Source organism: Streptomyces sp. NPDC046303 (assembly GCF_055588085.1).
Genome location: NZ_JBVJFA010000006.1, coordinates 229,459 through 254,564 on the forward strand (window position 1 = coordinate 229,459; position 25,106 = coordinate 254,564).

Annotated in this window: 24 protein-coding genes and 3 pseudogenes; 14 read left to right on the top strand and 13 right to left on the bottom strand. The window is 68.1% G+C overall.

Annotated features, from left to right (window positions below):
* Positions 1 to 502: 502 nt before the first annotated feature.
* Positions 503 to 928 (bottom strand): hypothetical protein, encoded by a 426-nt coding sequence (locus ACZ6I1_RS09215; RefSeq protein ID WP_469284859.1) that lies wholly within the window; start codon positions 926 to 928, stop codon positions 503 to 505.
* Positions 929 to 2,135: 1,207 nt separating this feature from the next.
* Between ACZ6I1_RS09215 and ACZ6I1_RS09220 the strand changes: the two genes are divergently transcribed.
* Positions 2,136 to 2,642 carry a hypothetical protein gene (locus ACZ6I1_RS09220; protein WP_469284861.1) on the top strand — a complete coding sequence of 169 codons (507 nt, stop codon included), beginning with the start codon at positions 2,136 to 2,138 and terminating at the stop codon, positions 2,640 to 2,642.
* Between the two features lie 131 nt (positions 2,643 to 2,773).
* Here the strand turns inward: ACZ6I1_RS09220 and ACZ6I1_RS09225 are convergent, their stop codons facing one another.
* Positions 2,774 to 3,322, bottom strand: coding sequence for an alpha/beta hydrolase (locus tag ACZ6I1_RS09225; RefSeq protein ID WP_469284863.1), 549 nt, complete (start codon positions 3,320 to 3,322; stop codon positions 2,774 to 2,776).
* Positions 3,323 to 3,454: 132 nt separating this feature from the next.
* Between ACZ6I1_RS09225 and ACZ6I1_RS09230 the strand changes: the two genes are divergently transcribed.
* Entirely contained in the window at positions 3,455 to 3,844 is a 390-nt protein-coding gene (locus ACZ6I1_RS09230; RefSeq protein ID WP_469284865.1) for a hypothetical protein, read from the top strand.
* Between the two features lie 510 nt (positions 3,845 to 4,354).
* Positions 4,355 to 4,879 (top strand): annotated as a pseudogene (locus tag ACZ6I1_RS09235) (ATP-binding protein); the annotation flags it as partial.
* A 333-nt stretch (positions 4,880 to 5,212) separates the two neighbouring features.
* Here ACZ6I1_RS09235 and ACZ6I1_RS09240 read toward each other — a convergent pair.
* From ACZ6I1_RS09240 to ACZ6I1_RS09250, 3 genes are all read right to left on the bottom strand, one after another.
* Positions 5,213 to 5,977: a hypothetical protein gene (locus tag ACZ6I1_RS09240; protein ID WP_469284867.1), complete on the bottom strand. Its 765-nt coding sequence runs from the start codon at positions 5,975 to 5,977 to the stop codon at positions 5,213 to 5,215.
* A 129-nt stretch (positions 5,978 to 6,106) separates the two neighbouring features.
* A complete protein-coding gene (locus tag ACZ6I1_RS09245; RefSeq protein WP_469284869.1) occupies positions 6,107 to 6,244 on the bottom strand; it encodes a hypothetical protein in 138 nt (45 codons plus the stop codon).
* Between the two features lie 739 nt (positions 6,245 to 6,983).
* Positions 6,984 to 7,325 carry a DUF5713 family protein gene (locus tag ACZ6I1_RS09250; RefSeq protein WP_469284871.1) on the bottom strand — a complete coding sequence of 114 codons (342 nt, stop codon included), beginning with the start codon at positions 7,323 to 7,325 and terminating at the stop codon, positions 6,984 to 6,986.
* A gap of 556 nt (positions 7,326 to 7,881) precedes the next feature.
* Here ACZ6I1_RS09250 and ACZ6I1_RS09255 point away from each other — a divergent pair.
* A complete protein-coding gene (locus tag ACZ6I1_RS09255; RefSeq protein ID WP_469284873.1) occupies positions 7,882 to 8,358 on the top strand; it encodes a hypothetical protein in 477 nt (158 codons plus the stop codon).
* 70 nt (positions 8,359 to 8,428) lie between these two features.
* Here ACZ6I1_RS09255 and ACZ6I1_RS09260 read toward each other — a convergent pair whose 3' ends face one another.
* Positions 8,429 to 8,698 (bottom strand): DUF6207 family protein, encoded by a 270-nt coding sequence (locus ACZ6I1_RS09260; protein WP_469284875.1) that lies wholly within the window; start codon positions 8,696 to 8,698, stop codon positions 8,429 to 8,431.
* A gap of 203 nt (positions 8,699 to 8,901) precedes the next feature.
* Between ACZ6I1_RS09260 and ACZ6I1_RS09265 the strand changes: the two genes are divergently transcribed.
* From ACZ6I1_RS09265 to ACZ6I1_RS09275, 3 genes are all read left to right on the top strand, one after another.
* Positions 8,902 to 9,144 (top strand): hypothetical protein, encoded by a 243-nt coding sequence (locus ACZ6I1_RS09265; protein WP_469284878.1) that lies wholly within the window; start codon positions 8,902 to 8,904, stop codon positions 9,142 to 9,144.
* Between the two features lie 559 nt (positions 9,145 to 9,703).
* The gene (locus tag ACZ6I1_RS09270) at positions 9,704 to 10,249 is read left to right on the top strand and encodes a YbhB/YbcL family Raf kinase inhibitor-like protein (RefSeq protein WP_469284880.1); all 546 of its coding nucleotides are present in this window, start codon (positions 9,704 to 9,706) and stop codon (positions 10,247 to 10,249) included.
* A gap of 132 nt (positions 10,250 to 10,381) precedes the next feature.
* Positions 10,382 to 11,281: an AraC family transcriptional regulator gene (locus tag ACZ6I1_RS09275; protein WP_469284883.1), complete on the top strand. Its 900-nt coding sequence runs from the start codon at positions 10,382 to 10,384 to the stop codon at positions 11,279 to 11,281.
* Positions 11,282 to 11,842: 561 nt separating this feature from the next.
* Here the strand turns inward: ACZ6I1_RS09275 and ACZ6I1_RS09280 are convergent.
* Positions 11,843 to 12,070 (bottom strand): LysE family transporter, encoded by a 228-nt coding sequence (locus ACZ6I1_RS09280; RefSeq protein ID WP_469284885.1) that lies wholly within the window; start codon positions 12,068 to 12,070, stop codon positions 11,843 to 11,845.
* Positions 12,071 to 12,210: 140 nt separating this feature from the next.
* Between ACZ6I1_RS09280 and ACZ6I1_RS09285 the strand changes: the two are divergent.
* From ACZ6I1_RS09285 to ACZ6I1_RS09295, 3 genes and pseudogenes are all read left to right on the top strand, one after another.
* Positions 12,211 to 12,980: pseudogene (locus ACZ6I1_RS09285) on the top strand (IS5 family transposase).
* 587 nt (positions 12,981 to 13,567) lie between these two features.
* On the top strand, positions 13,568 to 14,323 hold the full coding sequence (locus tag ACZ6I1_RS09290; protein ID WP_469284887.1) for an ASCH domain-containing protein: 756 nt from the start codon (positions 13,568 to 13,570) through the stop codon (positions 14,321 to 14,323).
* 270 nt (positions 14,324 to 14,593) lie between these two features.
* On the top strand, positions 14,594 to 14,932 hold the full coding sequence (locus ACZ6I1_RS09295) for a transposase (protein WP_469284889.1): 339 nt from the start codon (positions 14,594 to 14,596) through the stop codon (positions 14,930 to 14,932).
* Here the strand turns inward: ACZ6I1_RS09295 and ACZ6I1_RS09300 are convergent.
* The 4 genes from ACZ6I1_RS09300 to ACZ6I1_RS09315 form a co-directional block, all read right to left on the bottom strand.
* The gene (locus tag ACZ6I1_RS09300; RefSeq protein ID WP_469284891.1) at positions 14,909 to 15,394 is read right to left on the bottom strand and encodes a hypothetical protein; all 486 of its coding nucleotides are present in this window, start codon (positions 15,392 to 15,394) and stop codon (positions 14,909 to 14,911) included. The genes ACZ6I1_RS09295 and ACZ6I1_RS09300 overlap by 24 nt on opposite strands.
* Before the next feature lie 291 nt (positions 15,395 to 15,685).
* Positions 15,686 to 16,867, bottom strand: coding sequence for an IS701 family transposase (locus tag ACZ6I1_RS09305; RefSeq protein ID WP_469284968.1), 1,182 nt, complete (start codon positions 16,865 to 16,867; stop codon positions 15,686 to 15,688).
* Between the two features lie 221 nt (positions 16,868 to 17,088).
* Positions 17,089 to 18,672, bottom strand: a complete 1,584-nt coding sequence (locus tag ACZ6I1_RS09310; RefSeq protein ID WP_469284893.1) for a hypothetical protein — start codon at positions 18,670 to 18,672, stop codon at positions 17,089 to 17,091.
* 266 nt (positions 18,673 to 18,938) lie between these two features.
* Positions 18,939 to 20,786: a ricin-type beta-trefoil lectin domain protein gene (locus tag ACZ6I1_RS09315; RefSeq protein WP_469284896.1), complete on the bottom strand. Its 1,848-nt coding sequence runs from the start codon at positions 20,784 to 20,786 to the stop codon at positions 18,939 to 18,941.
* A gap of 216 nt (positions 20,787 to 21,002) precedes the next feature.
* On the opposite strand from ACZ6I1_RS09315, the gene ACZ6I1_RS09320 reads away from it, so the two are divergent.
* Positions 21,003 to 21,398: a hypothetical protein gene (locus ACZ6I1_RS09320; RefSeq protein WP_469284898.1), complete on the top strand. Its 396-nt coding sequence runs from the start codon at positions 21,003 to 21,005 to the stop codon at positions 21,396 to 21,398.
* Between the two features lie 549 nt (positions 21,399 to 21,947).
* Here ACZ6I1_RS09320 and ACZ6I1_RS09325 read toward each other — a convergent pair.
* Positions 21,948 to 22,192 (bottom strand): annotated as a pseudogene (locus tag ACZ6I1_RS09325) (NF041680 family putative transposase); the annotation flags it as partial.
* Positions 22,193 to 22,339: 147 nt separating this feature from the next.
* Here ACZ6I1_RS09325 and ACZ6I1_RS09330 point away from each other — a divergent pair.
* Positions 22,340 to 23,221, top strand: a complete 882-nt coding sequence (locus ACZ6I1_RS09330; protein WP_469284900.1) for a phenylalanine 4-monooxygenase — start codon at positions 22,340 to 22,342, stop codon at positions 23,219 to 23,221.
* Here ACZ6I1_RS09330 and ACZ6I1_RS09335 read toward each other — a convergent pair.
* A complete protein-coding gene (locus ACZ6I1_RS09335) occupies positions 23,131 to 23,406 on the bottom strand; it encodes a recombinase family protein (RefSeq protein ID WP_469284904.1) in 276 nt (91 codons plus the stop codon). The genes ACZ6I1_RS09330 and ACZ6I1_RS09335 overlap by 91 nt on opposite strands.
* A gap of 129 nt (positions 23,407 to 23,535) precedes the next feature.
* Between ACZ6I1_RS09335 and ACZ6I1_RS09340 the strand changes: the two genes are divergently transcribed.
* Both ACZ6I1_RS09340 and ACZ6I1_RS09345 read left to right on the top strand, forming a co-directional pair.
* Positions 23,536 to 24,129: a TetR/AcrR family transcriptional regulator gene (locus ACZ6I1_RS09340; RefSeq protein ID WP_469284907.1), complete on the top strand. Its 594-nt coding sequence runs from the start codon at positions 23,536 to 23,538 to the stop codon at positions 24,127 to 24,129.
* Positions 24,126 to 24,962 carry an alpha/beta fold hydrolase gene (locus tag ACZ6I1_RS09345; RefSeq protein WP_469284910.1) on the top strand — a complete coding sequence of 279 codons (837 nt, stop codon included), beginning with the start codon at positions 24,126 to 24,128 and terminating at the stop codon, positions 24,960 to 24,962. The genes ACZ6I1_RS09340 and ACZ6I1_RS09345 overlap by 4 nt, the downstream gene beginning before the upstream one ends.
* The last annotated feature ends 144 nt before the right edge of the window (positions 24,963 to 25,106 follow it).

The following is a 25,106-nucleotide window of genomic DNA, read 5'->3' on the forward strand; positions in this document are numbered from 1 at the left end:
ACGCTGAAACCCAAGTGACGGCTCTACCAGGCGAAAGGGATCCCCCGTAAGCGACAAGAAGCAGCAGCAGGCCGACGAATCCGGCCTGATGTTGACCGAGACAACTCGGATACCCCGGGAAAGGCGCGCTTCGCTCTCCATGGAGCCGCAGGACGGCGGCTACGTGATCAAGGCAACCGGCGGGACCGCCGTCCCCTTGGCTCTGCTCGTCGTGTATGCCAACGGAAACACATCGGCATCTACGCGGCCCAGCCGCCCAAGGCCAAGTCCCTTCACGATTTCGACGACGCCAGCATCATCATCACGCTCGGCGACTGGCACCACTGAACCCCTGTGCCGGGGACCGCATCTCCCGCCGGAATAGCGATCCGGCGGGACTCCGCTTGTCTGGCACTCACTCGCACCGACGATGGTGAGGGACCGCCTCGAGTCTCGGCCCTTGCCTCGGGCAAGGTCAGTGCCCTGGCCAGGTCCAGGGCCGTCGGGGCCTGACCCCTCGGGCCTACATCTTCTGACAGGTGACCTTGGCGCCGTGGTACGGGAAGGTGACGGTATTGCCCTTCCACCCCACGCTCCACGGCGACAGCTTCTTGCTGCCGTCTTCGCCGAATTCCATCCCCATCAGCTCCTTCACCTCACCGGGCACACCGCTGACCTGGTACGGGCCGTCGTCACCCTTGACCTCCAGCTTGCCGCCGGAGAGCTTCCACGTCCCGGAGCTGCCCTCGCGGCCACCGTCGCTCACCTGGTAGGTCCCGTCTCCCACGGTCACCGTCGCGGAGATCCCGCGGCGGCCATCGGTGATTGTGCAGTCCCAGGTGCCCTTCGCGGCTGCTTCCAGGGACTGCTCCCCGGCACAGGCCACCACGCCGAGCGCCATAGGCACCCCCACCGCTCCGACAGCCACCCACTTCGCCCAGCGCTTCATAGTCCGAATCCCCCAAGGCAGTTCTTATGTTCTTCAGGCGAGCCGGACCCTACCCCAAGTTGATCAAGAGACGCGAAGCGGGCCGTTGAGGAAGCAGGCGCGGACCCTGCAGCCGAGGAGCGCGTGCCAGAAGTTCTTCAGCTCAGTGGTAGTCCCAAGAAGCGGTGCTCAATGTGAGGTAGGAGGCTCGAAGGGCCTCCGTCATCGCGCGCATCGCTCTGTGCGTTCGGTACGTGAGAGCTACGACGAAAGCCAGGCTGCGGGTTCCGTTGGCGGCCTGGCGGGGGGCTGCCGGTTCGGGCCTGGTCCCGGCGGCTGACGCCGGCCCGGGGCTGTGGTCGTGGGCGGGTGGTCGAGGTGTCGGACACCGAGTAGGTCCGCGCGGCGCTGCGGCCGGGGTGGCGGCGGACCGGCTGACGGAAGCCCTGCGAGAGCCAAGCCGCTTACGCCGCCGATGGCGCCACTGCTGCTGCCGACGACGAAGAGGTCGCCACTGCCGCCGCTGCGAGAGGTCGTACGGGCAACGACCGCATGCTGGATCCGGTGGCCTTCGCAGTAATGCGGCGACGGCGAGGCCGGGGCCGGGAGGGGATGGGTGGGACCGTGCGTGTGGGGCAGGCAAGGGAACTGATCGGCCAGGCGGTGACGGACGCGGTGCGTTCGGGCTTCACGGCTTGGTTCGACGACATGGACTACGCGACGCATCCGGCCCCGCCTCCGGCGTTCCAGGCCCGACGCGAGTCCACGGGCCACGACGCCGCCCGCGTCCCTGAGGTGCAGCCACGCTCGTCATGCCCTGGGACGAACCCGTCGGCTCCTGACTACACCCGCCAGTTCGGCCGGCCAGGCCGCCGACATGCGCACCATTCGCCGTACTCCGGGTTGATGGGGATCCTTGAAAACGGCTGTGGCGGATATTTCGTGGTGGTCAGTCCTAAACACATCCGCCACAACCCGTGATGTCCGTTATCCGGCATGGTGTCCGTGGGGGACGAACTCTTCTGGGAGGCGTCGCGGGACCCCTGCTGTCATCGCGCCTGATAACCCGGCGAGGCAACTTCCGTAGGGAAGACGCTGGGTGTCGGGCTGACGCCGTACGGGCGAAAAGCCGCACGGAACGGTGTGCCAGGCGTCCCATCGGACGGCGGTCGGCGCCACGCTGTCCGTTGATACGCCGGATTCTCACCAGGGACGGAAGGTCAGCTCAGTGGAACTCACCAGGCGGTTTGCCACGATCAGCGCCGCTGCGACGGCGACGCTTCTCCTCAGCGCCGGAGGCGCCCAGGCTGAAGGCGACGGGGGGCTCCTCTCACTGCTGGGCAATTCGCCGCTCCTCCAAGTTTGCTACCCGATGGGGCAGGTCGGAAATGGCCACATCAACACCGGCACCCAGAACATGAGCTGCGGCCAGAACGCCCAGGCCGCGACCCCGTCGAACGGCTCAGGGGGCGTGACGGGTGCTGAGAGGGTCTTCGGCCAAGCGGTAGAGATCCCTCCGGGCGAGACCCGCAACGCCCAGGTGGACTGCCCGGAGGGAAAGATCGTCACGGGTGGCGGCCCCGTCACCTTCGGAGGTGACTTTCGAACGGAAGAGTCGTTTCCCCTCTCGACGCCGTCGGGGCCCCCCTTCCGCTGGTTCGTCAGTGGTACCAACGAAGGCACGGGGACCATCCAGATGAGGGTCGAAGCAGTCTGCGTCAACGGAACCCAGTAGGCCTCCGCCCCGGTGCGACGGCCTCAAAGCAAGAGCGGGAGCGCCGACGTACGCGGGTGTTCCGCTGGATCACACCGCAGGGGTGGTGGCAGACGTTGAGCGGCGTGCGTGAAGCGAGCGGTGCGGCGTCCTCAAGGTTCCGGCCGCATCGCCCGCCTTCTGTCCGGCACTTCGTCGAGCGCTGGCCCCCTTGGGATGACAGCACCCGCCCCCTCGCCGCACACAGCACAACCGACGTTCCGAAGCAAGCATCCACGCGTTCTCAAATTTGGCGACACCACTCTCCAGCGGAAGAGCGTGTTCTCGCGGTTGGGCTGCAGACGCTCTTGCAATCCCCCGACAAACGCTGCGGTCACGGCGTTGGCTGCCTTGCGGATCAAGTCGAGGACGGCCTCGGGCTGGGAGAGCATCGGGACGTGGCTGCTGTTGACCTCGACAGTGGTGGCGCCCGTGCACTGGGAGACGGAGCGCTGCAGCTCTGGGTGCACTGCGTGGTCCTGGGTGGTGAGGAGGTACCAGGTGGGCTTGGACTTCCAGCCGGGCTTGTCGGTCCTGGCGGTGAGCATCTCCGCGCGCGGGGCGCCCTGGGCCGCCCATACGAGCTGCTGCTCCTCCGTAGGCAAGTCACCGCAGAAATGGGAGGTGGGACACCCAGTCCACGTCCAGAACCGCCCGCCCACACCCCGGGGTCACCCGAACAGGTGAGCACAGCGAGGCCACGAGGGTGGAGTCGATGCGGGCGGCGTCGTCGAGGGCCCGGTGGGCTGCCGCAGCCCCTTGTTCGGCCTCGCCTTCGTCGACGGGGTGTGCGGATGGCGAAGAGCGAGATGGAACTGCTGGCAGTGCTGCGCGAATTCGATGACCCCGAGCGGCTGGAACGGCCGCTGCACTACGACCGCGCGGCGACCGGCCTCAAGTTCGGCGGGCTGGTGCGTCGGCTCGAAGCGGACTTCGGTGCCTCGTGCGAGTCCGAGCGGGACACCCAGGACTCCAGTGAGTACGGGCGCGTTCGTGTGCCTGCGGACGCGACGGTCTGGCGGGACGCGGATCGTGGTCTGCGTGAGCAAGTTCGGATCCCTCGCCGAGATCTGCGCCGACAATCCGGGGGCCTTCCTAGGCCGGACGAGGCCCATGAGGAGGGGGCGCTGGACCTCGGGGACCTCGCCACTGTGGAGGGGCGCTGGCCGACCTGGACTACGTGAGCGTCCCCGAAGAACTGCTGGAGAGTGACTACGAGGGCCCCAGCGCGTTGGAGCACTTCGCCGCACGGCCCACTTGGTGGACACGGTTCTTCGGCCTCTGGTGATCCACCTGCCCGCCGGAGATCCTCAGCCGACCCCTGTGCGCGGCGGGCCCAGGGCTGGGCCCTTGGCAAGATCCGAAGGAGCGGTTCAACACCCACGGCTTGACGGCTCAACTGCATGAGGTGGTGTCTTTCCCACGCGATAGCCGAGGGGAAGAGGTGTCGTCCATCAGAGCCGGGGCCGGGGCGCTCAGGCCGGCGGGCCTGGAGTACGGGAGGGGAGAGCGTCGGCCCTTGCCGACCGTGCGCAGCTGCGCCCAGTGGACCTGGGGGGTGTGCCCCGGGCAGGTCGTCGACGTGCCCGGCGGCGAAGCGCGGGACGTCGACGGCGCCGGCCTTGCTCGCGCCGAACTGGACGCGGCCCCTGGAGACCGGAGCGATCCTGCTCAGGCGGCGGATCGACTCGAAATCGATCCGGCGTCCGGCCGCCCAGATCCGGGACCTGGCCGCACTGCGCTGGCTCCATGCCGGAGAGTCCGTGATTCTGTTTGGGCCGGTCGGGGTCGGAAAGACCCACGTCGCCCAGGCACTCGGGCACCTCGCGATCCGCCTGGGTGCCCACGCCCGCTTCGCGAAGACCAGCCGGATCCTGGCCGAGCTGGCCGGCGGGCACGCGGACCGGACATGGGAGAAGCGGATGAGGGAACTGGTCCGCCCGGACGTCCTCATCGTGGACGACTTCGTCATGCGCCAGCTGACCGCGGCTCAGGCCGACGACCTCTACGAGCTGGTCAGCGAACGGCAGGGCCGATCCCTGATCGTCACCAGCAACCGGGCACCCAGCGACTGGTATCCGCTCTTCCCCAACCCCGTCGTCGCCGAGTCACTCCTGGACCGGCTGATCAACACCAGCCACCAAGTCATCATGAACGGCCCCAGCTACCGTCCGAACAAGCGCCCCAAGAACCCGACGGACAAGCCGCCGACCAGCTAGGACGACCCTCTCAGACTGTGTGAGAGGGTCATGCACATCGTCGAGTCCTGGGCTCCTCGATACGAGGCCGATCCCGGCGAGCACGCCCTCAGCCCCGGCGCCAGCAGCTCGAGCAGCGGTTTTCTTCTGGCGACGGACCGCACGACGAGTATCCCGACGAGGACACCGTGCCTCTGGCAGAAGCGATGCGGATCGTCAGCCACATCCTCACAACAGGTGCCCCACCCACAGACGCTCCTTGGGCGATAGACCGCTGACGAGGCCAGCACCCGGGGAATTACGTAAAGTTAGCCCTGGGGAAATGAGTGACCGTCCACATGTCGGTTCTTGACGTCAGACGGGCCATGTTCCGAGTGCGCGGGCGAGCTGTTCGTGCTGTTCCTGAGTGATGCCTTGGGCGAGCCTCTGATCATGCCGCGGGCTGCGGGGGTCATCGCTGTAGAGAATGCCGCCGAAGGGCTGCTCATCGGACAGCGACCAGGAGGTCGGCTCCCACAGCCGATGGTCCACCAGGATCTCCGCCATGCGCACAGCCTTGTCGGCCAGAACGCCGACCCGGACCAGCGCCTCGGCGATTGCGTCGATCGCCGGCGTCGGCGCCATGGCGTATATGCGCTCATACAGAGTCTCCTGGTCGCTCATCGCGGGCAGCAGGAGCAGCAGTCGGGCGTGCCGGTCATGGATTCCGGGGGACTCGTGGTCCGGGGTCTCGGCGATGTGCAGCAGTTCCCGCCAGGACAGGCCGGGGCCCGCCTGGGGTCCGTCGATGGTCGCGAGGTGGCCGTGTCGTTGCCAGTCGGGGTGGGTGATGAGATAGTGCGTGCCCCGGTCTTCGGAACCGTTCACCACCACCGCGGTGTGCCCGCCGCCGAACGGGATCCGGAACACGGGCCGGTTGTCCTCGTCCGTCAGCACGTCGGACACGGCGTAGGCATCGGCCGAGTCCGCGCCGAACCACTCCGGGGTCGGTGGAGGCTCCGGCACGCACCAGTTCTCCGGGTAGCACATCCACATGAGGTACGCGACCCAGAAACCCCGGCGGGAGACCAGTTCCTCCCCGGCCACCAGCGAGTCATCGTCAAATCCGTTGATCTTCACCGGGTAAGACTGCCAGCACCCACTGACACGCCACGCACCCCCTGACCAGCGATACCCGCGCCGCGCCCGACCGCCGTCGTTTCCCGGCGACATCTCCACCCAGCAAGTTCACGCAGCCCAACCCCCAACCTAACGGCCGCCCGAGGCCAGGGGCCCCTCCCACCGCCGCTGCGCGGCGGCCATCTCCGCAGTGGCACGCAGGTCGAGGTGCTCCATGTCGAGGTCGGTATCGGTGTCCAGTGCCCATTGCCGCTGGTGCTCGCACACGCGCTCCCAACGCTCTGCATACCGGACCACCCGCGGCACTTCCCCTGTACGCCGGGCCACACACGACCGACAGCCGAAAGCCACCAGCCCCTGCCACCCTGCCTCCGACGCGCCTCAGTGCCCTGGCAACCCCAGAGGACTGATCGCCAAGCTGGTCGTCGTCCTGACCCCACGACGGCAAGGCGCGGGCGCGGGCGGCCGGCGCCGAGTACCGCCTCGTCCACTCCGCACAGCGCAGCCAGCACCGCTCGACCGCCTCCGTTCAGCAGCACTTCCGCGTCCGCGCGCAGCGCGCCGCCGGGGTGTCTGGGCTGCTGGTTCAGCCACTGCCAGTGACCCGTCAGCCTGCTGGGGTCCTGGCCGTAGCGTGCAGCGATCCGGCAGACGAGCGACCAGGTCGTCTCGCCGGCGACAGGGGCAGTGCGCAGGACTCCCGCTCCCTGGGATGCGGGCTCTCGAATGACGGCGAACACGCCCCCTTCGCTGCCCAACATGCCATCAAGCGATGCCTGTCGGCATCCAAGGACGGTTCAGCCGACAGCGGGTTCGTTGTTGAGAGCCAGTGTCGTGGGGATCCACTGGGTCGAACCGATGGCCAACACTGGGTGATTCACGTACAGGTCGCTACCTGTGATCTGCATCGTGCGACTCCTGTGCCATCCGTGATGTCCCTGGAGGATGAGGCTCCGTACTGCGCCATGGGGCAGGTGACCGGGGCGGGTATCAGGCTGGCCTTTGCTCACCAGTCTCTGCCAGCGATCAGCTCCTCTGTATCCGCGTCTGCGAACCCGTATGCCGACGCCACAAGCCAGAACTCCTCAGCGATCCGCTCACGCGCAACCGTCTCGATCTCACTGCCGGCTGCCTCGAACTCCGCTTCCAGCAGATTGAACTCCTCCGTCGCGGCCTGTGTGAGCGCGTACAAGGCTTGTAGATTCGGCGGCTGCTCAGCCTCAATCCGCTCGCACAGCCGCAGCAGGATCGCCCTGCCCTGGTCGACGACGCGATCGGGGAAGTACGAGTCCTCGTACATGGGCCGGAGAAACGCGTGCCCTGCTACCTGTTGATTTGTGATCGGCATGGCGCCTTCCCGTCTACAGAGAACTGACGCACCGATCATGCACGACCCCACTGACAGCCATGCCGTACGTGCATGCCAGATCACTCGTGACCAGCACTTTCACGACAGGCCGGAATGAGGATGTCCCAGGCCCGCCTCTGGTACGAGATCGGCGTCGACGACCCGCACCGGCGCCGCGCCCGCTACCCCGAAGCGGTCGGCCGCTGACCGGCGCTGGGCAAGCCCAACGAGAGCCTGGGCAAGCCGCCCGAACACCGGCTTGCCCACCCCGGGCAGGGCCAGCTGACCGATGACCGATGACCGGTCACCGCCTCGGCCGAGAGTTGCATGGACCGGTCACGGCGCTGACGTGCGGGTTGACCGATCGGGGGAGATGGATCGGTCACGGCCGGGCCCGCGGACCGGTCACGGCTTGTGCTGGGCAAGCCATCGACACGGAGGGCTTGCCCAGCGTCCGGAGCACGTGGCGGGACGGCTTCCGAGTCGTGGCGTCACCGCCTGGGACGCGAAGGCCCGGAGCCGCCCGACGCCTCCTCGCCGCACGTACACCGGAGCCATGAGACGAACCAAGCAGAGCAACACCGGGCACGTGGGCAGAGATGCGGGGGACATGTGGCACGCCCTCGCCTCCCTCCGCCAGACCCACTGCGAATCTGTTGGGCGCCTCGTCCCCTTCGAGCGAGCTGACGCGCTGCTCTCCCTCACCCGGCCCGACGACATCGGCTTCACCGCGCGAGTGGAGTTGTCCGGCGGGGAGACGATGGGCCACATCCACGATCTGATCACCACGGTCACCCGCGGCCTCACCTACGAGTTGGGCGCCGCCGCGCCGGGCACCGCGCTGGAGATTCTGCTCGGCAAGCGCCACCAGCTCGCCCTCCACACGGACCACGTGGACGGCCTCACCCAACTCCTGCGTGACGCCGTCACCACCATCGACGCGCACAGCATGCCCGGCGGCGGACCGTGCTCCCACTGCCACGGCACCGGGCGGGCTCACCCCCTGTGGGTGCCGGCGGCCGGGCAAGCCTGAGCGCATGGGCAAGCCCAAGGCGACCCTGGGCAAGCCCTCCGCGAGGGCGGCTTGCCCAGGGGGCCCGTGGCTATGGGGCTTCCCGTCCCGGGCGCAGGACGTCGGCGTAGATCCGGGCCCGCACGCCTGGCTCGCCAGGATTCCGGCGCCTCGGGCCGAGGCCCGAGGCCGCCCAGCGCCCCTCCAGCGTGGCGATGACGGCCCGGACGGTGTCCTCGTCCCCACCGGTGATGTCCAGGACCACCAGGCCCGGCTCCGCGATGTGCTGCTTGTCGATCGGCTTCATGTCCGCTGCGACGGCGGGGGACGGGAGGCGGTTCGCCGTCGGCTTCGGCTTCATCCGCACGAGGGAGTGGAACCTGACTCCGGCCGCGGGCCTTGCTCGGCAGGACGCTGTGGGCGCGCGACCCGCCGTCGCGGCCCTGCTGGCCAGGGCCGCACCCCGTACTCCTGAACGTACTCCGCGGTCGCAGGCGCCGGTGCCACTGTCCGCGGGCTGTGGCCCGGGGTGAGCCTCACCCGTTCGCGCGCGGCCGGGTGCCGGTGAGCGAGGACGGGAAGAGGCTGGGCGCATCCGCAAAGCTGATCGTCTATCCGCCCGACGAGCAGGGCTGGCGCCGGGTGCGCTACGACGGCGTCTCGATCGGGGTCGCGTACCGCCCGGCCGACATCCGGGTCTTCCTCGCGGCCGTCAGGCTGGAGAACGCCGAGGACGTGGACCTCACCGACCCCGACTTCGTGGAGTGGCGCGGCGCCGGCCCCGAAGGTTGGGACCCCTCCTGCTGAGCCTCGCGAGAGGTTGATCGGGGGCGGCTGGAGGGTTGTTTGCACGGTTGCACTGGGCGGGGGACCGAGGGTGTGACCGCAGGTGGGACCCCACGAATCCGATGATCTGGCATTCGTGCAGGTCAGGGGGCGTGGGCAAGCCTCCTGCGGAGAACGACACCTCTAATTCGTTAGTAATTAGAGGTTCTGGATCTCTGATGGGCCCGGGCGGCGTTGTCCAGCCCGGGGGCAGGACGTGTGTGGTCCGGTCGGTGCCGTGGTGACCCCTACGACACCTCCGACCGTGCGAGGTCTTTGTAAAGACTGCTGGCGCTGGGCGCCGGCCGGTCCTCGCACGTTCTGCCCCCAGGAGCCCGTCGGGTTCGGGATCCTCGGTGGACGAGCTGCCGCTCGGTGACGTGCCCTCGATGCGACTCCCGCGCCTGGTGCCGGGTAAAGGTCGCGGGTTCTTGCACGATCCTCCCGGCGGCATCCGCCCCCCGCCGGATTCGTGCTCCGATGGGCACGTGCCCCCGGCGCTCGGGGAACACCCCTTGTAGACACGAAGAAGGACAAGAAGTTGAGTGATCAGGTGCAACGGCGTCCGCTGCCGCACGACTTCCACCCGCAGGTGCCCGAGCTGTCGGTGAGCAGCACGGACCTGAGCGACGGCGGGATCCTCCCGGACGCCCATGTGTACGCGAAGGGCAACTCCTCGCCGCAGATAGGCTGGTCTGCAGGACCGGAGGGCACCGGCAGCTACGCGGTCACGTGCTACGACCCGGACGCACCGACCGGCAGCGGGTTCTGGCACTGGACGGTCTTCGACATCCCGGCGGACGTCGCCGAGCTGCCGGCGGGGGCCGGAACCGGGGGCTTCGATGGATTGCCCGCCGGTGCCGTGCAGGTGCGGAACGACTACGGCAGCAGGGACTTCGGCGGGGCCGCGCCTCCGCAAGGGGACGGCTTGCACCGGTACGTGTTCACGGTGTACGCCGTCGACCGGGAGAAGCTGGGCCCGGATGCGGACGCGACGCCGGCCCTGGTGGGATTCCACCTGCGGTTCCACGCCATCGCCCGCGGCCGGCTGATAGCCCACTACGAGGAGCAGGGCACCGGGTCGTAGTCGTACGCTCGGCTGCACGCCCCCGCCCCCTTTCCCCGGCCCGGCGCGGAGATTCGCCCGATCTCCGCGCGTCCTTGCACGATCCTGCCCCGAGGCGGGGAATCCTGCCGGGTCTCGTGGTGAGATGGGGGCATGTCCCTCGACGAGCTCCGCGACCTGCTGGGCCGCCATGCGCGGCCCGATCTGAGTACGGCCATCGACGGCGTCCGGATCTGCCGGGCCGAACCGGGCGCCGAGCCGGAGTACGCGATGTCCGGCGTGATGCTCGCGGTCATCGCCCAGGGGGCCAAGCGGCTCGCGCTCGGAGACAGGGTGTACGAATACGGCGTCGGTCAGTACCTGGTCGCCTCGGCCGACCTGCCGGTGGTCGGACGCATCGCCCGGGGACCCGAACTCGGTTTCGGCATGACGCTGGAGCCCGCCGTCATCGCGGAGCTGATGCTGCAGGCGGGGCCGGGCGACCTGCCGCCTTCCACCCGGTCGGCCCGGCCCGGGATCACGGTCAGCGACGCACCGGCAGAGCTGATCGACGCGATCGTGCGGCTGCTGCGCCTGCTGGACCGGCCGCGCGACCGCCGGGTGCTGGTCCCCTTGGCCAAGCGGGAGATCCTGTGGCGGCTGATGACGGGGGAGCAGGGCGAAGCCGTCCGGCAGCTCGGCCTGGCGGACAGCGGCCTGACGCACATCACCCGGGCAGTGGGCTGGATCCGCGACAACTACGCAGAGGCCTTCCGCGTCGAAGACCTGGCCCGGTCCTCCGGGATGAGCGTCTCCGCGTTCCACCGGAACTTCCAGTCGGTCACGGCGATGAGCCCGATCCAGTATCAGAAGCAGATCCGGCTGCAGGCGGCGCGGCTGCTGCTGGCCCGCCGCCCGCACGACGTGACCGGCGTCGCCTCCAGCGTGGGATACGACAGCCCCTCGCAGTTCAGCCGCGAGTACAAACGGCAGTTCGGCGCGCCGCCACGCGCGGACGCGGCACGCATGCGGGCCCGTACCGATCACGCTGCGGCTGCGGCTGCGACGGCCTGACCGCGGCGGCGCCGGTGCCGCCGCCCGGTCGAGACCGGCCGGTGAAGCCTGTACCGGAGGGTGGCGGTGGGACGACGGCTGCTGGGGGGAGGGGGCGACCCGGCGTGGTGCAGGCACCATGCCGGTCGCGCGGTCTCAACGGGCCGTGGCGAAGTTCCGGGTCCAGTAGTGGCTGGTCCCGGAGACGCCGACGCCGATCTCCTTGAAGGAGGTTGAGGATGTCGCCTTGTGGCCGGGGTTGGAGCCGTCGGAGCCGGCGTGCGACAGCCGGTGGTTGCGGGCCTGGTCCTTGCTGCGGTTCTGGGCGGCCTTGGTGCGCCACGGCGGCCGCGAGCGCCTTCTCGGCGCGGCCGAGCTCGCCGCGCAGGTAGGTGACCAGGGTGCGGAGCCGGGGCAGGTCCGGCGGCAGCACGGACACGGTGCTTAGCGCCCGTACTGCACGCGCCGCCGGTTTTGCAGGCCTCGCACAGGGGCGAGGATCCGACCTCGTACTGGCAGCACGGAGCGTGGCTTCTCCGCACTTCACACGATGGCGCGTAGAGGATGAGGGGGCGATGAGGTTCAGTCGCCAAGGGCGACACGGACGCCGAAGCCGGCGATGACCGTGCCGCTGATGCAGACGAGCATCCGGCGTGCTGAGGGACGTCGAAGGCTGTCGCGGAGTGCCCGGGGGCATGCGATCAGTACGCCTGCCCAGAGCAAGCCCAGCAGGATGTGCATGCCTGCCATCAGGATACCGGTCGTCACGTGCGGGGCGCCGACCGGAATGAATTGCGGCAGGACGGCCACGTAGAAGGCGCCCACCTTGGGGTTGAGCAGGTTCGTAAGTGCGCCCCGGCGCCAGCCGCGTGACTGTCGGATGCTCGTTGGTCTGGTCGTCGGGAAGGGGGAAGTCTCGTCCGTGGATCGTCTCGGACGAACTGTGGTAATTGATCGAGCCGTTGTTGCCGGTTCCGGGACCGAAGCTGAAGCCGGGGAGGCCGCGGGTGCCGGACCGGCAGGCCTTATGCGGAGTGTCTTGTTCGTGCTGCATACCGGTATCCAGTGGGAGTACCTGCCCCAGGAGCTGGGCTTCGGGTCCGGGTATGACCTGCTGGCGCCGCCTCGAGGCCCGGAATGAGGCCGGTGTCTGGGGCCGGCTCCACGCCGTTCTGCACACAAAACTGCGGGCCGCGAGCAGATCGACTGGTCACGGGGGGTGATCGACTCCTCCCACATCCGGGCCGCTCGACGGGGCCCAAAAGCGGGCCCAGCCCGGTCGACCGCGCACGTCCAGGCAGCAAGCACCACCTCGTCGTCGACGGCCAGGGCATCCCGCTCGCCGTCTCGCTGACCGGCGGCAACCGCAACGACGTCACTCAGCTGATACCCCTTCTGAAGAAGATTCCGCCGGTCTCCGGCCTGGTGGGACGGCCACGGAAGCGGCCCGACACCTTGCTGGCAGACCGCGGCTACGACCACGACAAGTACCGCCGACTGGTCTGGGCGATGGGCATCAAGCCCGTGATCGCCCGCCGCTGCGTCCCACACGGATCCGGCCTCGGCATCCACCGCTGGGTCGTCGAGCGGACCATCGCCTGGGTTCACGGCTTCCGAGGCCTGCGAACCCACTGGGAAACGACGCGACGACATCCACGAAGCCTTCCTCGGCCTCGCTACCTGCCTCATCACCCACCGACACGTCCAACGCCTTTGTTAGGACCTCTTAGTCCAGTCTCACGTTGACGCAGCTCAGCGACTTGGTGGCTGAGTCAATGCATCACGACACCTGGTGCTAGCGCTCGACTCATCCCGCGCCACTGCGTCCGCCGTCGATGCCAGGCCCGTTTGCGACAGGCGGGAGAACAGTATGTTGCCGAGGAAGCACGTTCGACGCCAACGGTTCAGGACACCCCACACTCCGGGAAGGTGGCAGCCCTGGCACCTTGCACCGCCCGGGCCCTCGCGCCTGCCCGCCGCATCCGCCGCCAGTGCCGCGAACGGCACACACATCGACGTACAGAACACCGCCGCCGCCTTCACCGTCGGCATCAATGGGCCACCACAGTCACGGCAGAGCCGCGGCCCGGGATCGTCCTCCGTGACCGCGACCACGGCCAGCCTCAGCCAGGGCGCTCCATCCCTGCCCACGGGACCACTATGGGGGCCCAGTCAAGGCGAGCCGAAATCCCGTGGAGCCCACCTGCATGGCGTGGAATGATCTTGGCGACTGCTGGCTAAAGGGAAGGCTGCAACGTGTACGTACCGTCATCTGCACGAGCTCTCGATGATGACGAGCGTGAGCTCGTGGAGCTGGCACGCCGCACCATAGACGCGCATACGGACGCCGGGCCCGACGAAGACGGGATCCACACGATGGGGGCTGCGGTCATGGCCGCCGACTACCGGATGTTCGCGGGGGTGAACCTCTACCACTTCACAGGCGGACCCTGTGCCGAACTCGTGGCTCTGGGAGCCGCACGAGCCCAGGGCGCCCGCCAGATGCGCTGCATCGTTGCCGTGGGAAACCACGGGCGGGGGATCATCGGGCCGTGCGGGCGCGATCGGCAGGTCTTCGTGGACTACTACCCCACCATGCGCGTCATCGTGCCCACGCCCGCGGGGCCCAGGTCCGTTCTCGCCGCCGACCTGATGCCGCTGACTCAGCGATGGACCCCGGAGACGGGCATGAACGGCCTCGACCCATCGCTCTACCAAGACCCCGAGACGGCCGGTCCCCCGATCATCCGGTTCAACCCCCGCTACCTTGAAGACGTCCGCTCTGGCGCCAAGACCAAGACCACCCGCTTCCAGGACCCGGCCCAGCTCGGGCCGGCACGGCTGGTGTTTGAAAGCGATCCCGAGGTCGTCCTGCCGGCAGAGGTGACCGGCATCAGGCACTGCCTCGTCAGCGACCTCACCAACCAGGACGCCCAAGCCGAGGGGCTGACGACCGCAACCGAACTCCGGGAAGGCCTCAAGGGCCACTACCCAGATCTGGCGGGAACCGACGAAGTCGACGTAATCACCTTCCAGATCAACGACAAGACAGGCGCCGCTTAGAACCCGTTGTTCTATCGATCCTGCGGTCGTTGGGGTTCGAACGGGATTCTGGGTCGGGTGATGTTGTGGTGGTCCGTGCATGAAGGCAGGGCCTCTTGGTAGCTCGGGGGTGCGACCCCATCCGGGCAGTTCCAGGAGACCCTGTTGTCACAGCTTTGCGTGTCCGAGCTCGCCGCGTCCAACCCGGCTTCCCCATCGTGTGACTGCATCGCGCATCTGTATGGAAACGCGGCTGATCACGGGAGCCGGACGCGGCGTTAGCCCTCGGACATGCCGGTGCTGAACCGGCTCCGGGAATTCCACCGAAAGATCACGCTGGTCTGGGCCGACGGCGGCTACGCCGGCCGATGCGTCGAATGGGCAAAGGACTCCCTTCACCTCGCACTCGCCATCGTCAGACGCACCGATGACCGCGCCGGCTTCGTGGTCCTGCCCCGCCGGTGGGTCGTCGAGCGCACACTGGCCTGGCTGATGCACCGCCGCCGCCTGGTCCGCGACTACGAACGCCTGACCGCCACCCACGAGGCGAGGGTGATGTGGTCCATGACCATCGTCATGGGCCGCCGTCTCGCACGGCAGCCGCTCTCACGCAGCAGCAGGCGTCCTTGATCCGCCGGCCGGGGTGAACACCCCGGGTGTCTCCTCCACCGCCCACCCCCGCGCCACCAGCCGCTTGGCCATCGCCCGCACACCCTCGATCTTCCCAGGAACCGACTCCCGCCCCAGCGCGACGGTCAGATCCCTGGCCCGCACACCACCAGCAGCCGCCCCGGCGTCCAGCACGGCCATGACCCGCTGATGCTCCTCCGGCAGCACACGAACCGAGAGACCCTCACGACGACGCGGCACCACCATCACCCCGGCCGGAACCGCATCCGCGTCCTTCACCACGGCCCCCTGAGCTGCAACGGCCGGGCCGTTCAGGACATCGGCCACCGTCTCCCGCGCGATGACCAGCCGCTCCAACTGCCCTTCGGCCTCTCCGAGCTCGGCCAGGATCCGATCGGCCTCCTCCCGCAACCGCTCGATCACCTCCCGGCAGGCCGACTCCCTTGCTTCCAGCAGCCCCATCACCGACGTCATCAGCCACCCCACGATCCAGGAGAAATACGACGACGCATCCCTGCCTCACCAGAACGAAACCCACTCCCACCACGGAAACCCCAACGACCGCGTTCGATAGAACAACGGGTTCTTAGTACTGCAACGGTCTTTGGACTGACTGGTTGGCAGCTTCTGGTGGTGTGTGTCCGCGTCGTTTGCAGTGGCTGATTCGGGCCTGGAACTGGCGTCTGCGGCGCCAGTGTGACCAGTGCAGGACGTGCTGGACGGGTGATGGTCGGCAATGGGTGAGGCGGCTGATCAGGCGTCGGAGTTCGGGGAGGGTGACGGGTATGAGCTGGGATGATCCGTTTCTGCTTTCCCCGTGTCCGCTTCGCGGGCCTTCGGGACGATGAGGCAGGCGTGGGCGACCATGGCGAGGGTGATGTGGCGGTGCCAGCCGGGGTAGCGGCGGACCTGGTAGTCGTCCAGGCCGCATTCCTGCTTGGCGGTCTGGAAGCATTCCTCGACGGCCCACCGGCTGCCCGCGATACGGATCAGCTCGTCGAGGGTGGTCTCGGCCGGGCAGTAGGCGATGTAGTAGGAGATTTCCTGTGGCCGGCTGACGCTGCGGCGGGCGATCACCCAGTGCCGGCGGTCCTCGCGGTGCCAGGGCCGGACCTCGACCCTTGCCCAGTCGTAAACGCGTGGCCCGTGGGCGCCGGTGCCGCAGGAACGGCGCTTCCACTTCTGCCTCGCAAGGCCGGGAAACAGATCGTGAACCGGGTGGTCAATCGCCCAGCGGGTGACGACGGTGTCGTGCCGGGTGGTGGCCATGACGTGGAAGACATCGGCCCGCTCGAGCTCGGTCCGCCAGCCCTTGGAGAAGCCGTAGGCGGCATCAGCGGTCACCCACCGGAACGGAATCCTCTGCGCGATCGCCCGGCGGACCATCGCCTTGGCGACCACCTTCGTCTCGAAAGCGACCGTGTCCTCGATGCCTGCGGCCCGGCACCGTTCTCGGTCATCAGTCCATGACGTGGGCAGATACAAGCGTCGGTCGATCAACGTGCGGCCATGAGCGCCGGCATAGGCGAGGAAGACACCGATCTGGCAGTTCTCAGTCCGGCCCGCCGTTCCGGAGTACTGGCGCTGGACGCCGGCGGACCGGACGCCCTTCTTCAGGAAGCCGGTGTCGTCCACGATCAGGACCGCTTCGGGGTCGCCGAGATGCTCGGCCACGTAGTCACGGACGCCGTCGAGGACCTCGTCGGCGTCCCAGTCGCAGCGGTTCAGCAGCTGGTGCATCCGGTCGGGAGCCGTGTGACCAGCCTCCTCGGCAAGCGTCCACCCGTTCTTCCGCTCCAACGGGGCTATCAGCCCCCGCATATAGGCAAGAGCCGACTCCCGCGGCTCCGACCTGGAAAACCGATGCACGAAACGCTCGTGCAACTCGTCCAGACCCGCCGCCCACGACCCGACATCACCACGATCCCCACCCATAACCAGCCCAACGAGCAGCCCGGCCACCAGTCACAGCAAACGCCGTTGCTGTACTAGGCGGAGCGCGGTCAGTTTGTCCGTCGGCCAGTCCGATCCTCACTCATGAGGCCTCATTCTGGGTCGCTGCCCGTGCATTGCCGAGGACCGGGACCAGGCGGCGACCTCTATGGGCGGTGCCTGGTGTAAGGCACCGCCCCGCCGCGTGGGGCGGGCGCTGATGATCAGTTGGTGCCGTAGTAGCCGAAGTAGTCGATGATCAGGTCGACGTCCTCCCAGCCCTGGTTCCAGAAGGCGACCATGCCAGTGTCGGACGGGCTGGCCTGGACGAAGTTCGCGGCTGTTTTACCCGCCGTCCAGTTCAGATTGGAGGCGACCGGACGCGCGGGCGGGGTCGCGGTACCGTTCTCGTACTGCTCGCGCGAGTTCGGGTCCGGGGCTACCGACAGGAATCCGGCGTCGGTCGTGTTGGTGACCGTGGTGTTCAGGACGTACGCCGCGGCATCCGGAACCTCCTGCAGGGGGAGGTAGCCACGGGCCGCGAGGGGGCTGCCGTCCTTGCGGGTGTCCACCATCCGGGTCGGCGTGGGGTGATTCCACACATAGGCGGCATTGCTGTCGGGGGTGTAGAAGCCGTTGACGTCGATGACCACGTCGGTGCCCTGCCAAGCACCGTTGCGGACCATGATCTTCCCGTCGGGGCCGACGGGCACGATGACGGAGTTGGCGACCGTCTGGCCGGCGGTGAAGTTCAGGTTGGAGGCGGTCGGCGCCGCCTGCCCGCTGGGGTAGACGGTCAGGTGGCCGGCTTCGCGCGGGTTGGTGACCGTCACGTTGAGCGAGACAGCGGTGGCGCCCTTGGGGACGCCGCCTACCCCGGCTACGTGCACGCCGAACGAGCCCTGCCCGGTGACCTGGCCCTTGGCCGTTCCGTGGCCTTCACGGGTGTCGACGAATCGGGTCGGTGAGAGGGAGATGAAGCCGCTGGATGCAGCTGCGGTGAAGTAGCCGGTCACGTCTGCGACGAGGTCGACGGACTCCCAGCCGATGTTGTGCAGGTTCACGCGCCCGTCTGTGCCGACCGGCAAGATGACCAAGTTCGGTACGGTCTCGCCCGGGCCGTAGTTGATGCTGGACGTCTCGGGCATCTGCCGACCACTGCCCGAGGCGATGATGTGGCCGCCGCCGGTGGCGTTGGTTACGGTGAGGTTGAGGACCACGGCGGTGACCGCGTCGGGAATCGAGCCGCTGCCCGTGATCTTGACGCTGGCCGAGCCGTACGCCGGGACCTTGCCCTTCTCCCGGCCCGTGCCGTCGCGGGTGTCCAGAAGACGCAACGGGGCGTGCGGGGTGAAGTCCGAGCCAAGCGTCTTCACAATCACTTTGTTGACGGCCTGAGTGTTGGTCGTCGGATCGGTCACCGTCACGGTGATCGTGTACTGGCCGACCTCGGCGTACGCGTGCTTGCTGATCAGAGGCTCGGCAACGTCGGCAGTGACCGTGTCCGTGGTGCCGTCGCCCCAGGAGACGGTGACGCCGAGCGGACCTTCAGCGCCACTGAAGGTGGAATGCAGAAGCATCTTGTGCGCAGTGGTCCCCCAGCTGTGCAGCTTGATCGCAAGGTCCTGGCTGTCGGCTGCGGACGCCGCCCGGCTCTGGGCGGTCGGCACCGTGCTGCGGACCGTACGGTCCTCACTGCTGCTGAAGACTTCGGCGCCGGACGCCTCGGCTGCGCTCGGGTCCACATCGGGGGCGGCTGCCCGGTGGGGATCGGGTGCTACGGGCTGGGCCTGGGCCATGCCGGGCATGAGTCCAACGCCTGCTGCAAGGGCAGCTGCGGCTATGACGAGTCGGCGCTTGGGCACGGGTTCCCTGTCTCTGGTCGTGGGTTGAACTGGATGGACGGTCCGCCCGGACTGCCCTATGTCTGTTCCGGGCCGGAGACCGTTAACGCGGGGTGCTGGCCCGCTCGAGTGGGGCCTGCGCTCGAGGCGCTTGGGCTGGGTGTGTGGAGGGAGGTGGGGCCCGCCACCCGGGGTGTGGGTGGCGGGCCCGTGCTCTGCTAGTGGGGTGGTTAGGGGGCGGGAAGGTTGGCTACCGGAACCGGCAGCGGCAGGGGAGCCGTACCGAGGCTTGGAATGGTCCAGGTCTGTGCCGGGGAAGTGTTGCAGTCGAAGAGCCAGAGCTGGCGGCCGGGGGTGGTGTCGTAGTTGCCGAGGTCGATGCAGCGGCCGGAGACGGGGTTGTAGATCGCGCCGTTGGCGCGGGGGACGAACCGCTGGCTCGGGGCACTCGGGTCACACGTGAGCAGTTCGATCAGTGTGGTGTTCGCGGTGCCGGCGCCGGCGGCGTTGAGGCACTTGCCGTGGGTCTGGATGGTGCCGTCGTTGCGGATCTGGAACTGCTGGGCGCTGGTGCCGTTGCAGCGGGCGATCTGGATCTTGTTGCCGTCGGTGTCGCGGTCGTAGTCGTTGTCGACGCAGTGGGTTGCGGCGCCGGCCAGGTGGATGGGGCTGGACGCGTTGGGGGCGGTGACGGAGGCGGCGTACGGGTAGACGGCGAGGTTGCTGATGCCGCCGAAGAAGCCGTTGTCGGGCAGGGTGGTGGTCAGGTAGGCGGGCTGGCCGTCCTTCTTGAATCGGCCCATGACGAGCGGGCCGGTCGGGGCTTGGCTGGTGCTCGCGGTGTGGTGGCCGGTGCTGGCGAGGGTGCCGTTGACGTAGAGACGCATCAGGCTGGTGGTGGCGTCATAGACGGCGGAGACACGGGTCCACTGGCCGGGGGTGAAGCGGGCCGCGCTGTTGACAGCGAGGTCGGTCCAGTCGTACATCAGGCCGTCGGTGTCGCCGCGGGCGATCGCGAAGCGCCAAACCTGGCCGTTCGGGTCAGCGTAGAGGAGGAAGGCGCTGCTCCGGGTGCCGTCCTGGCTGGCAATAATGCCGCCGTTGACCGTGTCGGCCTTGGCCCAGGTACTGATGGTGAAGCTGCCGCGCGTGTCGACGGCCTTGGTGGTGCTGGTGATGCTCGAGGCCTTGCCCCTGAACGCCGCGTGCGCGGTGTCGCGACCGCCGATGATTTCGTTGGCGAAGGTGATGCCTGCGGGGGTGGCGGGGTTGCTGCCGGCGGGCGCCGTGACGGCATCGAATCCGACCTCGTCACGGGCCTTGGTGCCGGCCAGGCCAGTGAGGCCCCCCTGGGCGGAGGCCCGGTTCAGGTCGGCCAGGGCGACGGGTGAAGTGTCGACGCCGGTGACGGTGGGATGGAGGTTGCTGCCGTCGGGGCGGGTCCCAGTGCCGTAGAACGAGACGAGCTGTTGGTTGGTGTCGACTGCCCACAGGTCCGGGATGTCGTCGTCACTGATGTCTCCGTTGGAGCCGACGCGGGGATAGGTCTTCGGGTCGACCTTGCTTGCGATCAGGCCTGTGGCCGGGTCGGTGAACCCGGTGAGGTCGGTGGCGCTCTTGACGGTGAAGGCGTGCAGGGTGCCGCCGTCGGTCTTGGAGCGGGCCCAGAGGGTGGGGAAGGCCGTGCCCTGGGCGCGGCCGGGTGCGATCAGCTCGTAGCCGTCCCACTTCGTGTCGTTCCCGGAAAGCAGGATCGCCTGAGGTGCCAGCTGGTTGCTGGTACCGGCGGTGGCGAGCCACAGACGTCCGTTCTCGACGAAAAGCAGTGAGGTCTTGGGGAGAGATTCGCCGGACTCACCCGTGGGACCGCCGAACGCCGCGATCTGCGTCACCTTGGCCCAGTCGGCGCCGTAGCCGTAGGTGGTGCAGGCGATGGCAGACTTGTTGGAGTTCAGGCAGCTGGTCGGCTTGTCGATCTTTGTGTAAGCCTGACCGTCGAGAGAGTGCCGCCCAGCGGCCGCATATGGAGATAGGCCCGGCGAAGGTGTGTACACGCTGACACGGTCGATCATCCGCATGGATCAGATTCCTGATCACGCATGGGTCGAGAATCTAGCAGATGGCGGTAAGGGCATGACGGATACGTTCGTTCTATGGGGGGAGAATTGAATGCTGCGGGACGTGTCCGAATCATGCCTTCTATGCCAGTTCCGTGGTGAGTCATGAGAATCTATGCGACAACGCGAAATCAGCGGACGGTCGAACTGTGGGCGAATCCGCTTCACACACGGGCCATGATGGATGTGGTTGAGTCTAGCGCCGTGTCTGTAGGGGCGGACGTCGTCGTAATGGCCGGCGCCTGGGCTTTCGAGCGCTACGGCGGGCGCCCGACCCACGATCGCGCTCAGATTGTTCCGAACGAGACGGGAGACGGGTTTCCCTTGTGGGTGGCCATTCCTCCTTATCGGCCTTTTGAGCGGCAGGGAGAAGAGGTAAAGGTCCGTGAAGACTACGCGTCGGTGAGCCCCGCCCATTTCGCGATCATCGAAAGTATCCGGGCGATCAGGCGAGAATTTGGTGACGAAGTGGTGGTCGTCCTCGACCTGCCGCTTCTAGGTATGGACGATCCAGATGATGACGTGACGCCGAGTTCAGTCGCGAGGGCGATCGAAGAGGCTCTGAGAGAGTAGAGAACACTGTCTGCGTCTGTGGGCCCGGCGACACAGCAGGAAATATGTCGCAGGGGCCCTCGGGATTTGTTTCTGTCGGGGTCGCTGGGGTGTTTGACGGCAGTAGTTGACGTGCGGAAACAAGGGCGCCCAACATGGCAGTTCCACGCCCACCCACGGACCAGTCGAATTCCGCTGACCTGCGAGAACGCAGATGGCAGCACTTCAGCGCGCACACGTACTATGTGCTGGCAGGCGCCACACCGGTCCTCGTCCACAATTGCGGCACCCTGAACCTTGGTTCCGGCGCCAACCCGATGGACAACGCCGTCAATTTGGACATCAGCGCCGGTCCCGGAATTGACGTTGTGGCCGACGCCGGTGCAATGCCTTTCCGCGATGAAGCATTCAGCACAGTGCACGCGATCAACCCATACGGATTCCAGGCTGTGTCATGGGAGACCGCTCGCGTCATGGAGCGTGGCGGGACCTTGGTGGTGACAGCGGAAAGGTCGAATAAGTGGAGAGAGGCAGGCGTGGAGGCCATAGCCCAAGCGGGATTCGAATTGACCACGGGCGGCGGAGATCGCGCGCGAGGGGGCAGGCGAGGCGGAGTTGGGCGTGCGCCGCCAGGACGACCAGGTCCAGCGGTCGGCCGCGCCGGACTCTCGGAGCTTGGGCTTGGTCCAGCCGAGGGTTTGCTTGAGCAGGCGGAAGGTGTGCTCCACGTCGAAGCGGCGAAGGAACGCCTACCAGCACCGGTCGACGTCCTCAGGCTCGGCACCGGTGCGGGACCACCACAACCAGACGGGCCTATTCACCCCGCCGCTGCGCAGCTTCTCGATCCCGCGACGGGCCAGTATGCACCGCAGTGCCTCCCGTGGTAGGCCTCTCCGGTGGTCTGGAGAGGCCGAGGAGTGGTTGATGGTCATTCACGGTCCCACCGGGGAACGGTAGAAGCCATGAGTGATGCATCGGAGCTGGTCCCGGTCACGCCAGACGGCAGGCTCGCTCCTGTCGCTCTGCACCCCGGTCTGCGTGACCCCCGCTATCTGGCGCGGCGAGGCGCGCTCCTTGCGTTGGCGCGCGGCCACTGGGTCGGCGATCCTTCGCCGTCGGTCGCGTACCGCACTGCGGAGCACGCGACGTGGCGCACGGTCCACGCGGCGCTGGAGCCCGCCTTGCGGGCGCACGCGTGCCAGGCGGTGCTGGCCGCCCGCGAGGACGCGTGCATCCCCGCGGACCGTATCCCGCAGCACGGGGAGGTCGGGGCGCACCTGCGGGCCCGGACCGGATTCGACTTCACCCTGGCCGGCGGCTTCGTGCCGAACCGGCGGTTCCTTGGGGCGCTGCGGCACGGCTACTTCCACGCGGTCCAGTTCGTCCGGCACCCCGCAGCCCCGTTGTACACTCCGGAACCCGACGTGATCCACGACGTTTTCGGCCACGGCGTCCACCTGGCTTCGACCCGGTTCGCCGAGCTGTACCGCCTGGTCGGCCGGGCAGCCGCACAAGTGCGGACGGAGGAAGCCCTCAGCCTGCTCAGCAGGGTGTACTGGTACACCCTGGAATGCGGCGTGGTCACCGAGTCCGGGACGGTCAAGGCGTACGGCGCGGCACTGCTCTCCTCGCCCGGCGAGCTGCGCCGGTTGCCCTGGTGCGAGATCCGCGACTGGGACCTGCGCGCGATGGCAGGCACCGCGTACCGGGTCGAGGGGTACCAGCCCGTCCTGTTCGCCGCACGCTCGATTGATCACCTCACCGATGCCCTCGCAGCGTTCTGCGAGGACTTCGACGACGACACCGGGGTCCGGCTGAGGACGGCTGGGAGTGTCCGCCGGTAGGGGCGCGGGACGGTGAGGAGTTCGAGCTGGATCCTGCCGGCCTGGAGCTCGGCGGACCGCGTCATCAGCTCGGCCGCGTTGCGCGCGAGGCGGTTGAGGTCGTGCACGGTGAGGATGACGGGCGTCTCGGGGGCGTCCTCCTTGAACTGGTGGGCCAGGGCGAGGGCCTTCTCCAGCTCGGGCACGACTTCAAGGCCGGTAAGCGCACGGCGAGCCATCCGCAAGAGCAGGACCGGCGTGAGTGATGCCTCCTGCTTGCCATTCCTAGGGTCCCTAGGTTAAAACTAGGAACCCTAGGAAAATGGGGAGGGTGCATGGTGCGGGCAGGGCTGACGGCGGAGCGGGTGACGATCGCGGGCGCCGAGCTGGCGGACGAGGTCGGGCTCGACCAGGTGACCATGTCGCAGTTGGCGCGGCGGCTCGGCGTGAAGGATGCGAGCCTCTACACGCACGTCCGCAGCCTGGAGGATCTGCGTGGACGGATCGCGCTGCTGGCGGCGGACGAGAAGACCATCCGTATCGCGGAGGCGACCTCAGGGCGGGCGGGCAAGGACGCGCTGGTCGCGTTCGCCAACGCATGGCGGGAGTACGCCCACCAGCATCCAGGCCGCTACACGGCGACGCAGACCCCGATCCAGATCGACCCTGAACTGGCCGCGAAAGCGCCCGGACCACGGCGCGCGGTCGAGCTGACCTACGGCATGCTGCGCGGCTACGGACTAGCCGAACCCGACCTGACCGACGCGGTTCGGTTGCTGCGCAGCACGTTCCACGGATTCGTCGCCTTGGAGGCCACAGGCGCGTTCGCACACGAGCGTTCGCCGCAGCACTCCTGGATCCGTGCCCTCGATGCCCTCCACACCCTCCTGCAGCACTGGCCCTCGTCCCGAGAAGGAGACTCTTCATGACCGACCCGACCATCGGCAGCCTGCGTGTGAACGGCGCGAACCTGCACTACGAAGTGCGCGGCCAGGGCCCCCTCCTGCTGCTGATCCCCGGAGGAACGGGCGGCGCGGCCTCCTTCGACGGCATCGCCGAGGACCTGGCCGCCGAATACACCGTCGCGACCTACGACCCCCGCGGCATGTCCCGAAGCGCGCTGGACGACCCCGAGGCCGACCAACGTGTGGCCGAGCACGCCGACGACGCGTTGCGGATAATGAACCTGCTGTCGCCCGATGAGCCCGCCAGGGTGTTCGGCTCCAGCTCGGGCGCGATCACCGCCCTGCACCTGCTCACCGCCTACCCCGAACGCATCGAACGCCTCGTGGCGCACGAACCGCCGCTGGTGGAGGTCCTGCCGGACGCCCCCGCACATCGCGCGCTCATCGCGCGCGTGCAGGAGACCTTCAGCTCCGAGGGGCTCATGCCGGCGATGGCCGTGTTCGCCGCCGGGATGAAGAAGGGCGGCGACACCACCGAGCCGAAGGCCGAAGTCATGCTGCCACCGCAGGCGGCGGCCCGGGCCGAGCGGACGATGGCCAACCTTCCCTACTTCGTCGGGCGCATCGTGCCCAGCTTCATGTCCTACGCCCCGGACATCCAACGGCTGGAGGAACTGTCGGACCGATTCGTGCTTGCCTGCGGCCGGGACTCGCGCGGCGAGCTGCCCTACCGTCCGGCCGCCTTCCTGGCCGAGCATCTCGCCACGGAACTCAGTCACTTCCCCGGCGGGCACACCGGCCTGACCACGCACCCTGATGAGTTCGGCGAGCTCCTCCGGAAGGCATTCCGAGCCTAACCCCGCATCAGCGCCGGTACGGCACCCACCGACGGTGGTCACGGAACGTCACATCCCCAACTGGCCGTACGTGGGGAGATCCTCCTGACCGATGGCATCGAGGCGTGTCCCTTCTGCGGGCCGGACCGTGAGCTCCGGATCGAC

Bases quoted from the DNA above. Each gene is read 5' to 3' on its own strand.
- ACZ6I1_RS09250 (WP_469284871.1), bottom strand. From the start codon at position 7,325: ATGCCGATCACAAATCAACAGGTAGCAGGGCACGCGTTTCTCCGGCCC.
- ACZ6I1_RS09340 (WP_469284907.1), top strand. From the start codon at position 23,536: ATGGTGCGGGCAGGGCTGACGGCGGAGCGGGTGACGATCGCGGGCGCC.
- ACZ6I1_RS09315 (WP_469284896.1), bottom strand. From the start codon at position 20,786: ATGCGGATGATCGACCGTGTCAGCGTGTACACACCTTCGCCGGGCCTA.
- ACZ6I1_RS09215 (WP_469284859.1), bottom strand. From the start codon at position 928: ATGAAGCGCTGGGCGAAGTGGGTGGCTGTCGGAGCGGTGGGGGTGCCT.
- ACZ6I1_RS09260 (WP_469284875.1), bottom strand. From the start codon at position 8,698: ATGAAGCCGAAGCCGACGGCGAACCGCCTCCCGTCCCCCGCCGTCGCA.
- ACZ6I1_RS09330 (WP_469284900.1), top strand. From the start codon at position 22,340: ATGAGTGATGCATCGGAGCTGGTCCCGGTCACGCCAGACGGCAGGCTC.
- ACZ6I1_RS09345 (WP_469284910.1), top strand. From the start codon at position 24,126: ATGACCGACCCGACCATCGGCAGCCTGCGTGTGAACGGCGCGAACCTG.
- ACZ6I1_RS09295 (WP_469284889.1), top strand. From the start codon at position 14,594: ATGCCGGTGCTGAACCGGCTCCGGGAATTCCACCGAAAGATCACGCTG.
- ACZ6I1_RS09300 (WP_469284891.1), bottom strand. From the start codon at position 15,394: ATGGGGCTGCTGGAAGCAAGGGAGTCGGCCTGCCGGGAGGTGATCGAG.
- ACZ6I1_RS09230 (WP_469284865.1), top strand. From the start codon at position 3,455: ATGGCGAAGAGCGAGATGGAACTGCTGGCAGTGCTGCGCGAATTCGAT.
- ACZ6I1_RS09310 (WP_469284893.1), bottom strand. From the start codon at position 18,672: ATGCCCGGCATGGCCCAGGCCCAGCCCGTAGCACCCGATCCCCACCGG.
- ACZ6I1_RS09255 (WP_469284873.1), top strand. From the start codon at position 7,882: ATGAGACGAACCAAGCAGAGCAACACCGGGCACGTGGGCAGAGATGCG.
- ACZ6I1_RS09320 (WP_469284898.1), top strand. From the start codon at position 21,003: ATGATGGATGTGGTTGAGTCTAGCGCCGTGTCTGTAGGGGCGGACGTC.
- ACZ6I1_RS09305 (WP_469284968.1), bottom strand. From the start codon at position 16,867: ATGGGTGGGGATCGTGGTGATGTCGGGTCGTGGGCGGCGGGTCTGGAC.
- ACZ6I1_RS09275 (WP_469284883.1), top strand. From the start codon at position 10,382: ATGTCCCTCGACGAGCTCCGCGACCTGCTGGGCCGCCATGCGCGGCCC.